This is a genomic window from Terrisphaera buseokensis, from assembly GCF_047521145.2.
GTDB lineage: Bacteria > Verrucomicrobiota > Verrucomicrobiia > Opitutales > Opitutaceae > ER46.
Genome location: NZ_CM134186.1, coordinates 549758 through 566322 on the forward strand (window position 1 = coordinate 549758; position 16565 = coordinate 566322).

The following is a 16565-nucleotide window of genomic DNA, read 5'->3' on the forward strand; positions in this document are numbered from 1 at the left end:
GACTACTTCGCCTCCGCGTACGCCTCCATACCGACGCAGGAACACACGAGATTCCGATCGCCGTAGACGTTGTCGACGCGGCCGACGCTCGGCCAGAACTTGCTGGCGCGGGTGAAACGATCCGGGAACGCGGCGGTCTCGCGCGAGTACGGGCGGTTCCATTCCGCGCCGCAGACGACCCGCGCCGTGTGCGGCGCGTGCTTGAGCGGATTGTTGAGCTTGTCCGACTCGCCGCTGACCACGGCCTGCATCTCGCCGTGAATCGAGATCATCGCGTCGCAGAAACGATCGAGCTCGCTCTTCGCTTCGCTCTCGGTCGGCTCAATCATCAGCGTGCCGGGCACGGGGAACGACATCGTCGGCGCGTGGTAGCCGTAATCCATCAGGCGCTTGGCCGCATCCTCGACCTCGACGCCGTGCTTCTTCCACGCGCGGAAATCGACGATGCACTCGTGCGCGATCAGGCCCGCGTTGCCCCGATACAGCACCGGGAAGAAGCTTTCGAGGCGGCGGGCCACGTAGTTCGCGTTGAGGATCGCGACCTTGGTCGCCTCCGTCAGGCCGTCGGGTCCCATCATGCGAATATACATCCACGAGATCACGAGGATGCTGGCGCTGCCGTAGGGCGCCGCGGAGACGGCGCCGATCTGAGATTTCAGATCTGAGCTTTGAGATCCCGGTCGCGTCGGCACGACCGGGTGGCCGGGCAGGAATGGCGCGAGGTGCGCGGCGACGCCAATCGGCCCCATGCCGGGACCGCCGCCGCCGTGCGGAATGCAGAACGTCTTGTGCAGGTTCAGGTGGCACACGTCGGCGCCGATATGGCCGGGCGAGGTGAGTCCGACCTGCGCGTTCATGTTCGCGCCGTCCATGTAGACCTGACCGCCGTGCTGGTGCACGAGGGCGCAGATTTCCTTGATGCCGGTCTCGAACACGCCGTGCGTCGACGGGTACGTCACCATCAACGCCGCGAGCTCCGCCGCATGTGCGACCGCCTTGGCGCGCAGGTCGGCGAGATCGATGTTGCCGTTCGCGTCGCAGGCGACCGGCACGACCTTGAAGCCGCACATCGCCGCGCTGGCCGGATTCGTGCCGTGCGCGCTGGTGGGAATGAGGCAGATGTTGCGGTGCCCCTCGTGTCGGGATTCGTGATACGCCCGGATGACGAGCAGGCCGGCGTACTCGCCCTGCGAGCCAGCGTTGGGCTGGAGCGAGATCGCGGCGAAACCGGTGATTTCCGCGAGCCACGTCTCGAGGTCGCGAAACAGCTTCTGGTAGCCGCGCGTCTGCGTGGCCGGCGCGAACGGATGCAGGTTGCCGAACTCCGGCCACGAGACGGGAAACATCTCGCTCGTGGCGTTCAGCTTCATCGTGCACGAGCCGAGCGAGATCATTGAGTGGCACAGCGAGAGGTCCTTCGCCTCGAGCCGCTTGATGTAGCGCAACATCTCGTGCTCGGTGTGATGCCGGTTGAACACGGCGTGCTGCAGGAAGTCCGAGGTGCGGGCGAATGACGGACTGAAGTCCGCCAGCTGAGCGTTGAGCGTTGCGAGCTGAGTGTCGAAGGCGGCGGCGGCCGATTCGCTGAAGAACGAAAGCAGCAGCGTGATCTCGGCGAGCGTGGCGGTCTCGTCGAGGGCGATCCCTACGGTGTACTCGTCGATCCGGCGCAGGTTCACCTTCTTCGCCTCGGCCGCCGCGTGTACGCGAGCGGCGGATACTCCGCTGACGGTGAGGGTGTCGAACACGGGCTCTGCGTTCACCTTCGCGCCGGCGACGCGCAGGCCGGCGGCGAGCAGCTCGGTCAGCAGCTTGACGCGCCGCGCGATCCGGCGGAGGCCGTTCGGGCCGTGGTACACGGCGTACATCGAGGCCATCACGCCGAGCAGCACTTGGGCGGTGCAGATGTTCGACGTGGCCTTGTCGCGGCGGATGTGCTGCTCGCGCGTGCCGAGCGCCAGCCGCATCGCGGGGTCGCCCTGCGCATCCTTGGACACGCCGACGAGCCGGCCTGGCATCTGGCGTTTGAACGCATCGCGCGTCGCGAGGAAGCCCGCGTGCGGTCCGCCGAAACCCAGCGGCACGCCGAAACGCTGGGCGGAACCGACGGCGACATCCGCGCCGAATTCGCCCGGGGCGCGCAGCAGCGTCAGCGCCAGCAGATCGGCGGCGACGATGGTGAAGGCACCGGCGGCATGCGCGGCCGTGAAGAACGCGCTGAAATCGTGGATCGAACCCGTGGTGTCCGGGTACTGCACGAGGACGCCGAAGCAGCTGGCGTCGACGGCAAACGTCCGGTGATCGCCGACGACCACGTCGATGCCGAGCGGTTTCGCCCGGGTCTTCACGATGTCGATGGTCTGCGGATGACACTGGGCCGAGACGAAGAACGTCCGGTGCTCCGCGGCGTCGCCTTCCTTTAACCGGTGACACATCATCATCGCCTCGGCGGCGGCGGTGCCTTCGTCGAGCATCGAGGCGTTCGCGATTTCCAGGCCCGTGAGCTCGGTGATCAGCGTTTGAAAATTCAGCAGCGCTTCGAGCCGGCCCTGCGAGATCTCCGCCTGGTAGGGCGTGTAGGCCGTGTACCAGCCGGGGTTCTCGAGGATGTTACGCTGGATGACGGGTGGCGTGAAAGTGTCGTGATAGCCCAGCCCGATGAAGCTGCGGAAAACGCGATTGTCGCTGGCGATGTCGCGCAGTTCGGCGAGGGCCTCGCTCTCTCCCATGGCGGCGGGAAGCGTGAGTGCGCCGCGTCGGATCGCGGCCGGCACCGCATCGTCGGTCAGCGCGTCGAGCGAGGCGTAGCCCAGGAGCGCGAGCATCGCCGCGCGATCGGCGGCGCTGTCGCCCTGGTGGCGGCGGGCAAAGGTGTCGGTGGGCGCGAGGTGGTCCCGGAGCGATGACATAAAGAGCCACGCTAGGAGCGCCGGCAGGTCGCGCAATCGCGATTTCGGAGTGGCGGGATCGGGCGTTGCCTTGGGACCGCGACCGCCCCCGGTCGCATCGGGTTCAGCGACCGGGGGCGGTCGTTCAATCGGATGCGACCGGGGGCGGTCGCGGTCCCGGGGGGATTATTTTTTCGCGGGGGCGGCGGCCTTCTTCGGTTTCGGCAACATCGGCAGGGCGTTCGACGGAACAATCAGGGGGCCGGCGAGGAAGACCTGCGGTGCGGCGGGGTCCACGGTGACGAGCACCGCATGGATGTCGTTTGCGCCGAAGGTTTCCAGCCGGGTGACATTGTCGAGCGGCGCTGCGCTGCCGGGAAACGTGATGCGAGGTTCGAGCCGGTAGCGGTGCTCGTCCGCGTGCACGAGCAGCACGGGTTTCGCGAAGGCGCGCGCCTCTTCCTCGACGGTGGCAAGAAAGCGCGTGAAGCCGGATTCACGGCCGCCTTTGTTGGCGGCCGCGGCGGAGCTGAACGGTTGCGCCTGGAAAAAGAGCGCGACGCCCGGGGCGTTGGTGGCGCGGGCTTCGGCAAACGCGGCGCGGACCCAGGCGGCGTTGGCGGCGTCGCGCTCGCGGAACTCCGCCACGGCGCCGGGGACGTCCGGCTGGTGGTTGTTGTTGCTTCCGACCACATGCACCGTGGCAAACACCACGCCGCCGCGCGTCCAGCGCGCGTTCTCCACAAACTTGGCGAACGCCGGATCGCGCCGCTGTGTCACGAGCGGAATGGGCGCGCGGCCCAGGCTGCGCTCCTCGGAAAAGTACGTGGCGCGCAGCTTGCCGAGCCACACCAGCGGATCCTCATGGCCGTTGTTGGTGCGGTGCACGTCGGTCCACTCGTTGTCTCCCGGCGTGTACATCACCGCGCCCTCGATCGTGTTGAACCACGTTTTGACCTGCACGAGAAACGCTTCCGTCGGCGGCTCGCTGCCCGTCTTGGTATCGCCGCAGTGCACGGTGAACGCCGGGTGCTGCCGGCTGATTTCCATGAGCAGCCGCTCGTAGGCGGCGAAATTTTCCCTCCCGTAAGGCATGCAGCCGAAGGCGACGAAGCTGAAGCGATCACCGTTGTCCGCGGCGTGGACGGAAAAGAGGCAGGCAAGTGCGACGCAGCAGGCGGTGAGGAGTCGGCGCATGGCGGCGGCAGCATGCGCGCCATGCCGCCTCGCGCAAAGCCGAAAGCGGAAGGGTGTGGGGTGCGAGCCGGCCCGGGAATCTGCAAGGTGGATTTCCCTGCAGCGGCACGTTGAGCGGAAAGGGTGGGAAGGCTCGGCCCCTCGCCCCAGGCGCAAGCCGACGAGAAGACTGCCGGACCACGGCTATTGACGGTGACGCTGTAAGGGAAAACGCGATACGCGCGGATCGGTGTCGGAGCTACGGAGGTGGCTAAGTAATGCCCGGTCAACCCCGGGTAAAATGGGGTCGGAAAACGGGAATGAAATCGCCCGGGCCGGCGGCCGGCGATGTGAAGGGCGGGCATGAAATCAACCCTGCTCTCACGTGCATCCCGGCTGCTACCCGTGAAGCGCCTTTTGCTGGCGGCGACTTTCTCCGGCGGGATTTCCCACGCGCAGCCTGATCCGATTCAACTGCCCGCGGCCGCTCACGGCTCCGCGGCGATTTCCGCCCTGGGCAATCACCTTCCGGCCGTGGCCAAAGCCTACGGTCTGCAGCCGCAGGAGCTCGTCACCCTGTTCAGGACCCAGCCCGCGCTGGGCGTCGATCGCGGCGGCGTGCTGCTCGTGGCCTGCGACGGCCTCGCGGTGACCGCAGATGGCAAACTGGTCGACGGCAGCGGCGGGCCGGCCGAGACCGCCGGACCGGACGCCAACGCGCTCACCGTGGACTCCTCGGTCACGCAGCTGGCGAACGGCTCCACGATCGATGCCTTCAGGCTCCACAGCCTGCCCGGGGTGAAACGGGTCATTCTCCTCGACTTTGACGGCCACGTCACCGCCGGGACGTCGTGGAACAGTTCCTACACGTCCGGCGCGGCCATTGCGTCCGCCCCCTTCGATCTCGACGGCGATCCGACGACGTTCAATGCGACCGAGCGGGCCATGATCCAGAAAATCTGGCAGCGCGTGGCCGAGGACTACGCTCCGTTCGGTGTGGATGTCACGACCGAGGATCCCGGGGTCGAGGGCCTTCGCCGCATCGACTCTGCGGATACGGCCTACGGCATCCGCGTCGTGATCAGCCCGACCAACTGGTACAACACCGGCGCGGGCGGCGTCGCCTACATCGGCGCGTTCAACTGGAACTCCGACACGCCGTGCTTCGCCTTCACCGCGCAGCTGGCCAACGGCGAGAAATACATCGCCGAGGCCGTGGCGCACGAAGTCGGTCACACGCTGGGCCTGTATCACGACGGATTGGGCGGGACGACTCCGACCTCGTATTATCAGGGACAGGGCAACTGGGCCCCGATCATGGGCGTCGGCTACTACAAGAGCATCGTGCAGTTCAGCAAAGGCGAGTACGCCAATGCCAACAATCTCCAGGACGATCTCGCGGTCATCGCGACGTACCTCCCGCTGGCGGCCGATGACCACGGCAATACGCGGGCGCTGGCGACCATCCTTTCCGGGCCGAACGTCGCGACGGGCGGCACGATTGAAACGCGCGGCGACGTCGACCTGTTCCGCTTCGACGCCGTCGCCGGTGCGGTGACGTTCACGCTCAAGGGGCCCGCCCCCGACGCCAATCTCGATCTCAAGGTGGAGCTGCTCGATGCGGACGAAAATGTCCTGCTGACCAGCGACCTCACCACGCTGAGCGCGACGATTGCGACGACGGTGACGGGTGGCACGTACTACCTGCGCGTCGACGGCATCGGGGTGGGCGATCCGGTCACGACGGGCTATTCCGACTACGGCAGCATCGGAAACTATATCCTCACCGGTTCATTCCCCAGCGCCGGCACCAAGCAAACGCCGGTCGCGGCGATCACGGTCTCGTCCACCTCCGGCACCGCGCCGCTGGCCGTGAGTTTCTCCGGCCTGAATTCGACCGACGCCGACGGCACGATTTCGAGCTACCAATGGAACTTCGGCAACGGCACCACGGCCACCGGTGCCACCGCCAGCGCCACCTACAGCGCCGCCGGTACCTATGCGGCGGTCCTGACGGTGGTCGACAACGACGGCCTCGCCGGCACGGCGACGATTTCTATCACGGTCAGCGCGCCGGCCAATGTCCCGCCGACCGCCGTCGCCACCGCCAGCACCACGAGCGGCACGGCGCCGGTGCCGGTGACGTTCTCAAGCGCCGGTTCGTCGGATCCCGACGGCAGCATTGCCGGTTACAAGTGGGACTTCGGTGACGGCACCACTTCGACGGCGGCGTCTCCTTCCAAGACCTTCTCGGCTCCCGGCAACTATGCCGTGAAGCTGACGGTGACGGACAACGCTGGCGCCTCCGCCAGCTCAGCGGTCACGGTCTCCGTCCTCGGGAGCCCCGACAACGACCTCGATGTGTACGGCCTGTTACTGTCCGCAAAGAAGGACAAGGCCGGCACGACCGCTTCGGCTGCGATCACGATTCTCGACCGTCTCGGTCGGGCGGTGGCCGGTGCAACCGTCACCGTCGCATGGTCGGGTGCGGTCGGTGGCACGACCACCGGCAAGACTGATGCCGCGGGCAAACTCCTGCTCTCGGCTCAACGCACGAAGAGGACCGGCACGGCGACCGCTACCATCACGAGTGTAACGGCCCCTGCAGGTGGCGCGTATGTGGCTTCGCTTTACGCCGAGCCGCTGACGAAATCGATCACGCTGCCGTAACGCGATCACCGCGCGGCCGCCTCGGGCCGCTCGGAACTCTCCCGACCCGCCGGAATAGTCCGGCGGGTCGTTTCGTTTGGGGCGGCACGAGCTGCCGAAACGAGCCCCGTCCGTTCTTGTCCAAGAGCTCGTTCCGCCGGCCCCCGGTGCCTGCACATGCAACCCTTTTTGAGGATTACGGGAGCAGGATGCTCCCGCTACTGCCGCCGATCCGCAAAGTAGCGGGAGCTTCCAGCTCCCGTACCGTGGCGCGCGCGAGTGACAGCGGGTGCGTTGTTGGCGACGGCCCGGAGCTTAGCGCTGAACGGTGCTCGACGGGCGCGGCGTGCTGGCTTTTCCTCTGCACCCCGGGTTAACCGCCTGGATCACCTGCTTCGCTCGTTTCAAACCCTTCCTCCCGGCCGTCCGTGAGGCTTTGTACCATGACCTCGAAAACCCTGTTTGTTCTCCTGAGCGCTGCGCTCGCTGTCGCCCTGCCGGCGCGTGCGCAGCCCGCCGCCGGCACCACCACCGCCGTGTCCGGCTCGGGCAACACTGCGACCGGTGTCATCACCGGCCGCGTCTTCAGCCCCAACACGGGCGAGTACATGCGCAATGCGCTGATCACGATCCAGGAGACGGGGCAGACGGCGAACGCGGGCGATGGCGGCGAGTTTCGCTTCGATCCGGTGCCGGCCGGCAAGGCGACGCTCGTCGTGACCTACACGGGCTACCGCACGGCGACCTCAGTCGTGAACGTGGCCGCGGGCGCGACGGTGTCACAGGAGATCAATCTCACGAGTTCGCTGCTGTCGTCCGCCGAGGGCGACACGATCAAGCTCGGCCAGTTCGTCGTCTCGACGGAGCGCGAGGGCAGCGCCAAGGCCATCATGGATCAGCGCAATTCCATGAATATCACGAACACCGTCGCGTCGGACAGCTTCGGTGACAACGCCGAGGGCAACGTCGGCGAATTTCTGAAGCATCTGCCCGGCGTCGAACTCGATCTTTTCTACGGCGAGGTGCGCACGGTGCGCCTCGGCGGCCTTGGTTCGGAATACACCTCCGTCACCATGGACGGCATCGCGCTCGCCAGCGTCGATGCGAACAACAGCGGCTCCGGTGCCGCGCGGTCGTTCACGATGGAGATGGCGTCGCTGAACAGCATGGAGTCGATCGAAGTGTCGAAGACGATCAGCGCCGACCTCGATGCCAACGCCCCCGCCGGCACGATCAATCTCCGCACGAAGCGCGCGTTCGACCGCGCCGGCCGCCGCGTTTCCTTCCAGGCCAACGTGGAGGCTCACTCTGAGGCGATGACCTTTGGTTCCTCGCTCGGGCCGGACGAGGATCGCTCGACCCGCAAGATTCGGCCGGGTGGGATTTTTGAGTTCTCCGACGTCTTCCTCAACAAGCGCCTGGGCATCGTCCTCAATATCAGTGAGTCGAACGTGTATCAGGAAGCGCTCATCACGTCGTCGGCGTACAGCACCGCAGTGACGGCGACCGACACCCGTCCGCTCGTGCCCACCACGCTCAATTTCCAATGGGCGCCGCGCTTCAACAAGCGTTTCGCCACGACGCTCACCGCCGACTACAAGATCAGCCGCGAGCTCAATGTCGGCCTCGGCGTCGTCTACAATTACGCCGACCTCTGGACGCCGCAACGCACGGTGATCTTCAACTCGAGCACCGGCGCCCGCTCGCAGGTCATCGGCACCGATCCGCTCCTCAGCTTCATCTCGGCTGCCAGCGGCACGGTGCAGGTGAATCCGGTCGCCGTTTCAAAGATGGGCGAGACCTTCACGCTGCTGCCCCGCTTCGGCTACAAGCGCGGCAACTTCGAGCTGGAAGGCAAGTTTGCCTACTCCGACTCCACCAGCTGGTACAATCCCCTCGGGCGCCGTAAGTCCATTCGTGATACGAACAGCCCCACCGCCACCGGCATCACGTACCGGGCCGAACGCTCCTCGCTGTTGTCGTCCGATTGGAAATTCACCCAAATCGGCGGACCGGACATCGCGAGCGGCGCGAGCTACAGCAATCCGACGATCACCGCCAACGACGGCCGCTTCGGCCGCACCATTCTCTTCAGTGGCGAAGTCATCGGGACGCTGAAGACGTCCAAGTTCCTTCCCGTGACATGGAAGACCGGCGTCAAGTCGCGCCAGCAGATCCAGAAGTTTGAGGACGACCAGCTCGCCAAGCGTTATGATTACGCTCCGGGCGGCACGGTCCCGGCCCGCGGTGCGTGGGACGCCTTCCGCTCGCCGTGGGACTACTCGCTCGCCATGAACGACGGCAGTGCGCTCTCGAGCAGCGGCGGTACCGTGTTCATGCCGAACCTGCGCGCCATCGGTGATCTGTATCAGCAGAACCCTGCCGCCTTCCGCCAGAACTGGGGCACGAACGCCGATAACTTCTACCAGTCCTACGTCGCGCGCCGCCGCCGTTTCTACGAGGAGATCGACGCTGCGTTTCTCATGGGCACGACGTCCTACAAGCGTGCGACCTTCCGCGCGGGTGTCCGTTGGGAAGGCACGCAGACCGAGGCCAGCGAGGCCAACACCCGCACGCCCGCCGAGGTCCGCGCCGCGGGCTTCCCGGTCGCCGCCAACGGCGTCGCCACCACGATTCCGGGCATCGAGTACCAGTTTCTCTCGCGCCCGCGCGTGAATCGGACGGGTGACTACGACAACCTCTTCCCGAGCGGATCATTCAAGTACAACATTCTCCGGAATCTCGATTTTCACTTCGGCTACAGCGCGACCATCCGCCGCCCGTCGTATGTGAATCTGGCGGGCGTCTGGATCATCAACGAAACGGCGCAGACCGTGACGCTGCCGAAGCCCAGCCTGAAGCCCGAGACCTCGGAAAACTTCGCCGCGCGTCTCGCTTATTACTTCGAGCCCGTCGGACAGCTGGCCGTCACTCTCACCGAGCGCAAGGTCACGGATCTCATCATTTCCGATCGCCAATCCGCGGCGGAATTCGGCTACACCGGCCAGGACGAGCTGCAGAACTACGAGTTCATCACGTTCGATAACAGCCTGGATCGAGTGAAAATCCGCAGCATGGAGATCGAGTACAACCAAAGCCTGGCGTTTCTCGGCCAGCTCTTCCGCCGGCTCTCGATCCGGGGCAGCTACACTCGTCTCTACGCCGAGATCCCGCGCGCCAACCTGACGCCGCACCTGGCATCCGGCGGGATCAACTACACGCTGAACAAGTTCAACGTGTACGCGAACTGGAACTGGAGCGACGACGTGAATACGAATCTGGCCGGCACCACCTACCGTCGCCACCGGACCAACCTCGATGCCGGCGCCGGTTGGCGTCTCACCAACACCTACAGCCTCTCCGTCAGCGTCCGCAATATCCTCGATACGCCCTACATCAACATGCAGCGCTTCGTCACCGGCCCGACTGCGATCACCCGCAACGAGACCGTGGGCCAATCGTGGACGTTCGCCGTGAAGGCGCTGTATTGAGATGAGAATTCTGGTTCTGTGATGTAGGCGGGGTGAGGGCACCCCGCCTAAAGGAAACGAAAGTTTCACTTATCATGCCGCAGCGTCCTTCCCGTCGCACGTTTCTCAAACAGGCAGGCCTCCTGGTGCCGGCGTCCCTCGCCGCGCCTTCGTTGCTTCGGGCGCAGGCGGTTTCCGCCGCCACTTCGACCACGGCGGCAAGCCCTGCGTCCGCCAAGGAGCTCGCCGCCGACCTCGTGATCATCGGCGGTGGCACGGGCGGCTGCGCCGCGGCGCTCGCGGCGGCGCGGGGCGGACTGCGCGTGATCATGACGGAGGAGACGGATTGGATCGGCGGGCAGCTGACGTCCCAGGCCGTGCCGCCGGACGAGAACGCGCGAATCGAAACCGGCGGCGGCACGCGGAGCTACCTCACGTTTCGCCAGAAGGTGCGCGACTTCTACGCGCGCAATTTCCCGCTCACCGACGCCGCGCGCGCCAACAAGCTGCTCAATCCCGGCAACGGCACGGTGTCCAAACTCTGCCACGAGCCGCGCGTCGCGCTCGCCGTCCTGGAAGAAATGCTGGCGCCGCACGTCGCCGGCGGCCGCGTGCGGATTCTGTTGCGCCACGTGCCGACGGCGGCGTCGGTCAGCGGCGATCGTATCGACGCCGTGCAGGTACGCAGCGCGGAGTCCGGCCGCGAACTCGTGCTGAGGGCGCCGCTGTTTGTCGACGCCACGGAGACGGGCGAGCTGCTGCCGTTGACGAAGACGGAATACGTCACGGGATCGGAATCGCAGCGCGACACCGGTGAGCCGCACGCCCCGGCGGAAGCGAAGCCGCAGAACCACCAGTCGTTCACCTGCTGTTTCGCGATGGATTACCTCGCGGGCGAGGATCACGTGATCGAGCGGCCGCGCGAGTATGCGTTCTGGCGCGATCATGTTCCGCCGCTCGCACCGCCGTGGTCGGGCAAGCTGTTGAGCCTGTTTTATTCGCAGCCGCGCACGCTGCAGCCGTTCAATATGGGCTTCGATCCGTCGAAGGCCACGGGCCTTTTCCGTTACCGCCGGATCATCGATCGCGCGAACTTCGCGCCGGGCACGTATCCGGGCGATATCACGCTCGTGAACTGGCCGCAGAACGACTACATGCTGGGCAACCTCTTCGACGTCCCGGCGGCCGAGGCGGCGCAGCACCTGGCACGCGCGAAGCAGCTCAGCCTGTCGTGGCTCTACTGGCTGCAGACCGAGTGCCCGCGCCCCGATGGCGGCACCGGCTGGAAGGGACTGCGGCTGCGTCCTGACTTGGTGGGTACGGAGGACGGCCTTGCGAAGTATCCGTACATCCGCGAGAGCCGCCGCATCAAGGCGGAGTTCACGGTGACGGAGCTGCACGTCGGCACCGAGGCGCGCATGAAGGCGACCGGGGCCGCGGCGACCGCGGTGACGGCGGAGGCGTTTGCCGATTCGGTGGGCATCGGGAGCTACAACATCGATCTTCATCCGAGCAGCGGCGGCGACAACTACATCGATTTCCTCGCGCGGCCGTTTCAGATCCCGCTCGGCACGCTGCTGCCGCAGCGCATGGAAAACCTGCTGCCGGCCTGCAAGAACATCGGCACGACCCATCTCACGAACGGTTGTTACCGCCTGCACCCGGTCGAGTGGAACATTGGCGAAGCGGTGGGCGCGCTCGCGGTCTTCGCGTTGGCGAAAAAGCTGCCGCCGCGCGCGGTCCGGCGCACGCCCGCGTTGCTGGCGGAGTTTCAGGCGCAGCTCGGCGCGCAGGGTGTCCCGCTCGCGTGGACGGCGTGATGGATTCCGCGCCGGGTTGAGTTTCACTCGAATCCGTCGCCGCCGGGGCGTCGTTCCAAGCCGAGCTTTCCTGTCGCCTGCGCTTGGGAGTTGAAACTGTCTTCGGCCGCGCGACGCTGGCCCGATGACCAAGGCGCATTCGCTTCTCACTCTGATCGCATTCGTGAGTCTGGCCATCGCGCCGTCGTGGGCCGCTGCGGTCGAAACGGCGGTGCGCATCACGCGCGACGTCGCTTACCTGGCGCCGGACCGCACGGAGAAACTCGATCTGTTTCTGCCGGCGACCCCGGCTCTTGGCCGGCTTTCACCCGCACTGGTCTGGATTCACGGCGGAGGCTGGACCGGTGGAACGAAGGCTGAGGCGCGCGCCCAGAACGTCTGCGGCATCGTGGCCGCAGCCGGCTATGTGGCCGTGAACATCGACTACCGGCTCGGCGACGGCGCGTGGCCGACCAACCTCCACGACTGCAAGAACGCGGTGCGTTACCTGCGCGCTCATGCCGCGGAATTGAAACTTGATCCGAATCGCATCGCGGTCGCGGGCGGTTCAGCCGGCGGGCACCTGGCGCTCATGGTGGGAATGACCGGTGATCAACCGGAGTTCGAACCGATCGGCGCGGCGTCACCGTACCCGGGCGTATCGAGCCGCGTGCAGGCGGTGATCAATATGTACGGGATCGCGAATCTCCTCACGCGCCAGGAAGTGGCCGACGACGGCACGCCCACCGGCAAGTTGCGAGCAGTCGGGCCGGTGAAGGTGTTCGGCGCGGGCGATCCCGGCGCGGCGGTATACCGCGCCGCGTCGCCCGTCACCCACATCACCCGCACGTCTCCGCCGGTGCTGATTCTCCATGGGATGATCGACAAGACGGTGGACCGGGCGCAGGCGGAGGAACTCGCCCGCGTCCTCCAGGCGAACGGCGTCCCGCACCAGCTCGTGCTGGTGCCGGGCGCAGGCCACACCTTCGATCTCAAGACTTGGTCGAAAAAGCCGCTCTCCCGCGACCTGCAGCCCGTCGTGCTCGATTTTCTCGCGCAGCATCTCAAGTAGGGCGCGAGTCGGACCCGGACAGGCGGGGCTTCCGCGCCCCTTTTTCGTGCAACAGTTTCATAGCGGGAAGATTGTTGGTTCGCTCCGGGCAGGATTAGGCATACTGGTCCCTGACCCACACCTGTTCTCGGCTTCGCGCCCACCTGCGAAGTCGTTTCCGCACTCCCATGAATACCCCCGTCTTTCGGTCTGACCTGCGCGTTCGTTGCGGGCTTTTGCTCGCGACCGTCGTCCTGCTTTTCGCGGCCCATCGCGCCACGGCCCAAGCGGTGGCGCCCAAGCCGGACAACGCGACGACCCCGGGGGCCACGGGCGACGCGGCCATTCGGCTCACGCCGTTCACCGTGAACACGGACCGCGACACGGGCTTTGCGGCTGCAAGTGCACTCGCGGGCGGCCGGCTCGCGACCGATCTGCGCGACACGCCCGCCGCGTATTCGGTGATCAATCGCGATTTCATCGACGCGCTGAACCTCACGGATCTGCAGCAGGCGCAGAACTGGGCGACGGGCTCCACGTTTCAATCCGACATCGGCACGTTCAATTTCACGACGTTCACCGTGCGGTACAATTCGCGCGGAGTGAGCGCTGGCCAGCAGCTCCGGAATTTTTTCCCGGTCAACGGTGACAACGACAGCTACGCGCTGGAGCGTTACGACTTCGGGCGCGGCGCGAACTCGATCCTCTTTGGCAACGGCAGCCTCGGCGGCGTGAGTTCGTCGACGACGAAGCGCGCGCGGACGGATCGCGCGTTTCAGGACGTGAAGCTCAGCACCGGTTCGTGGGATCTCATGCGCGCGACAATCGACGTGAACCAGCCCATCGGCGACAAGGTCGCGGCGCGCGTGGCGGCCGTCGGCCAGAACGTGAACGGCTGGCGGCAGAAGGAATTCGATCAGCGGCGCGGGATTTTTCTCACGACGACCGCGCGGCCGTTCCGTAACACCGAGATTCGCGTCGAGGCCGAGGCGATCAACCGGAAGATCAACGCCCCGATCAACAACCTGCAGGATCAGCTCTCCGGCTGGAACGGCATCACGACCTTTGACCGGCCCGCGGCTCTGGCCACAGCCACGGCCGCCGAGATCACCGCGCTGCAGGCGCAGGGCGTCGGTCGGCGCGCCGCCAACTACAACGTCTACGATCCGTACAACGGCTTCCACGCCATCTCCAGCTACACGAACGAGGCGATCACGCTCGGCGGCGGCACGACCGCCACGACGCCGATCGGCGGATTCGTCTCCGGCAGCAACGCCGCGTTCGGCCTGACCAATACGAATCTCCTCTACGCGATGAACGTGCCTGACAACCGGTTCGACACCCTCGAATCGCGTTCGTATTTCCGCCGTCCGTCGCGCCGGTTCTCGATCAATCAGGACGGGCCGTTGCTCGAGACGACGTTCCGTGACGTGCAGGCGACGATCGAGCAGCGGCTAGGCGATTTCTACTTCGAACTCGCGGGCGACATTAACAAGAATTCCAACTACACGAACGGCGAACAGAACCGCGGCGCCAACGCGACCTACCTCGACATCAACCGCGTGCTGCCGAACGGCCAGCCGAACGCGCACTACCTGCAGGCGTACGGCGACGGCAATTTTTTCCGCGGCTTCCGGCACTACGATTTCCACAACGTTCGCTTCGCCGCCGCGTGGAAGAAGGACACGCGTTTCGGCAACTTCGCCATCAACACGATGGTCGGCGAAAACAAGAATCACTACACGCTCTCCTACCAGTGGCTGAGTCTCGCGCAGGGCACCAACACCCTCGCGTGGCTGAACGGCACGACCTCCGACATCAAGATTCGCCGCTACTGGAACGAACCGAGCCGGCCCTTCGTTGACCTCGCGGGCAAGGAGATCCCGTACTACGATCCCACCTCCCGCACGACGACCATGGTCACGCCGCGCTGGGTGATCGATCACACGCGGTTCGACAGCGAGTCGATCAACGACGCGAACTACCGCTACGGCCTCGTCGCACTGAACGCGAAGTTCTGGAAGGATCGCATCATCCTGCTCGGAGCTGTCCGCCGGGATCGCTACTTCTCACAGAGCCAGCAGATGGCGGTGAACGGCGACTATCCGACCGACCGCGATCCGCTGGTGCCGTTCTTCAAGCCGCTCGCGCCAAAGGATTTTTCGACGCTCACGTACATTCCGGTCGACGCCCAGGGCCGGCCGCAGCCCGAGGTCGCGGCCGTCACCCGCCCGCGCCTCACCGGTGGCGTGCGCGATCCGCGTTATACGCAGTACCGATTCCAGGATGATTACAACGCGCCGGCGCTCGAAGGTTATCAGAACACCAAGTCGGTGGGCACCGTGGTGCATCTCTTCAGCTGGCTGAATCCGTCGGTCAACTACGCCGAAACGTTCAATCCGCAGAAGGCCTACGCGCTGCTGCAGGGTGGCGGGCTGGTGCCGCCGACGGTGTCCAAGGGCTGGAACTACAGCACGCGTTTCGAGTTCTTCCAGCGCAAGCTGGACGTCAACTTCACCTATTACACCAGCGAGGAGATCAACAATCCGCAGAGCGTGAGCGGGTTTCCGTTCAACACGCTGCTGCAGGCGACGCCCGTCGGGACGACGCAGGATCTCAACAAGCGCGGCATCCCGCTGTTCATCGCCGGCAGCGACGTGCAGGACCGGCATGCGAAGGGTTACGAGGTCGAGTTCACCGCCAACGTCGTCAAGGGCCTGCGTATCATCGGCAGCGCCTCGCTGCCGGACGTATACGGCTCGAATGCCTTTCAGCTGACGCGCGCCTATTTCGAGAAGAACGCGGACAACTTCAAGGTGATCGCGCAGGACGCCGGCGCGAAGATCGATGCCTCCAATGTTGCCACCGTGGACACCGGGATCCCGGCCGACATCCGGCCCGACGCGCAGATCGCCGCCGACGCCTACAACACGATCGTCACGGCGTATCGCAACCTGAACATCAACCGCAGCACCGGCGTGAACCAGCCGCTGTATAAGTTTTTTGGCGACTACACGGTGCAGGCGGGGAAATTCAAGGGCGTGCGGCTCGGCGCCGGCGTGCAGTATCGCGGCCGCGAAATCATCGGGAACCGCGGTGCCGACACGATCGTAGATCCGAACAACCCGACGCGGGCCATCGACGATCCGTCGCGCAGCGTGAACACGCCGCTCTACACGCCCGAGGGCGACACCACCGTGACCGCGACGTTCGGCTACCTGTGGCGTTTCAAGAACCACAACGTGCAGCTGCAGCTCGTCATCAACAATCTCCTGAACGACAAGGCGATTTACTGGACGTCCTCCACCAATGGCACCGCGACCACGGCGTTGCGTCCCCGCGACGGCGATTACCGTTCGCCCGCGCGCGAGACCGTGCCCGTCGGTTTCGGCCAGAAGACCCCGATCAATTTCAACCTGTCGGCATCCTGGCGGATGTAGATGCGGAGCCGACTGGCTTTGGAAAGTAATATACTAGTACTGTGTGCGAAGGCGGGTTCACTTCGCCGCAATGCACGTACCGACCTGCTCCC

The 16565-nt window shown here is 65.6% G+C and carries 7 protein-coding genes; 5 read left to right on the top strand and 2 right to left on the bottom strand.

From position 1 onward, the window contains the following. Positions 1 to 2 precede the first annotated feature (2 nt). Entirely contained in the window at positions 3 to 2909 is a 2907-nt protein-coding gene (gene gcvP, locus ACLJEU_RS02115) for an aminomethyl-transferring glycine dehydrogenase (protein WP_414664689.1), read from the bottom strand. Between the two features lie 165 nt (positions 2910 to 3074). After that, positions 3075 to 4085, bottom strand: a complete 1011-nt coding sequence (locus ACLJEU_RS02120) for a hypothetical protein (protein ID WP_414664690.1) — start codon at positions 4083 to 4085, stop codon at positions 3075 to 3077. A gap of 384 nt (positions 4086 to 4469) precedes the next feature. Here ACLJEU_RS02120 and ACLJEU_RS02125 point away from each other — a divergent pair, with 384 nt between their 5' ends. From ACLJEU_RS02125 to ACLJEU_RS02145, 5 genes are all read left to right on the top strand, one after another. Then, positions 4470 to 6734, top strand: coding sequence for a PKD domain-containing protein (locus ACLJEU_RS02125; protein WP_414664691.1), 2265 nt, complete (start codon positions 4470 to 4472; stop codon positions 6732 to 6734). A gap of 422 nt (positions 6735 to 7156) precedes the next feature. Continuing rightward, positions 7157 to 10204 carry a TonB-dependent receptor gene (locus ACLJEU_RS02130; RefSeq protein WP_414664692.1) on the top strand — a complete coding sequence of 1016 codons (3048 nt, stop codon included), beginning with the start codon at positions 7157 to 7159 and terminating at the stop codon, positions 10202 to 10204. A gap of 74 nt (positions 10205 to 10278) precedes the next feature. Beyond that, entirely contained in the window at positions 10279 to 12003 is a 1725-nt protein-coding gene (locus tag ACLJEU_RS02135) for an FAD-dependent oxidoreductase (protein WP_414664693.1), read from the top strand. Positions 12004 to 12127: 124 nt separating this feature from the next. Then, positions 12128 to 13054 carry an alpha/beta fold hydrolase gene (locus ACLJEU_RS02140; protein WP_414664694.1) on the top strand — a complete coding sequence of 309 codons (927 nt, stop codon included), beginning with the start codon at positions 12128 to 12130 and terminating at the stop codon, positions 13052 to 13054. 167 nt (positions 13055 to 13221) lie between these two features. Continuing rightward, entirely contained in the window at positions 13222 to 16473 is a 3252-nt protein-coding gene (locus ACLJEU_RS02145; RefSeq protein WP_414664695.1) for a TonB-dependent receptor plug domain-containing protein, read from the top strand. Positions 16474 to 16565: the final 92 nt, after the last annotated feature.

What these genes read in the sequence shown, in the direction of transcription:
- gcvP (WP_414664689.1), bottom strand. Translation starts at nt 2,909, where the DNA reads ATGTCATCGCTCCGGGACCACCTCGCGCCCACCGACACCTTTGCCCGC.
- ACLJEU_RS02120 (WP_414664690.1), bottom strand. Translation starts at nt 4,085, where the DNA reads ATGCGCCGACTCCTCACCGCCTGCTGCGTCGCACTTGCCTGCCTCTTT.
- ACLJEU_RS02130 (WP_414664692.1), top strand. Translation starts at nt 7,157, where the DNA reads ATGACCTCGAAAACCCTGTTTGTTCTCCTGAGCGCTGCGCTCGCTGTC.
- ACLJEU_RS02135 (WP_414664693.1), top strand. Translation starts at nt 10,279, where the DNA reads ATGCCGCAGCGTCCTTCCCGTCGCACGTTTCTCAAACAGGCAGGCCTC.
- ACLJEU_RS02140 (WP_414664694.1), top strand. Translation starts at nt 12,128, where the DNA reads ATGACCAAGGCGCATTCGCTTCTCACTCTGATCGCATTCGTGAGTCTG.
- ACLJEU_RS02145 (WP_414664695.1), top strand. Translation starts at nt 13,222, where the DNA reads ATGAATACCCCCGTCTTTCGGTCTGACCTGCGCGTTCGTTGCGGGCTT.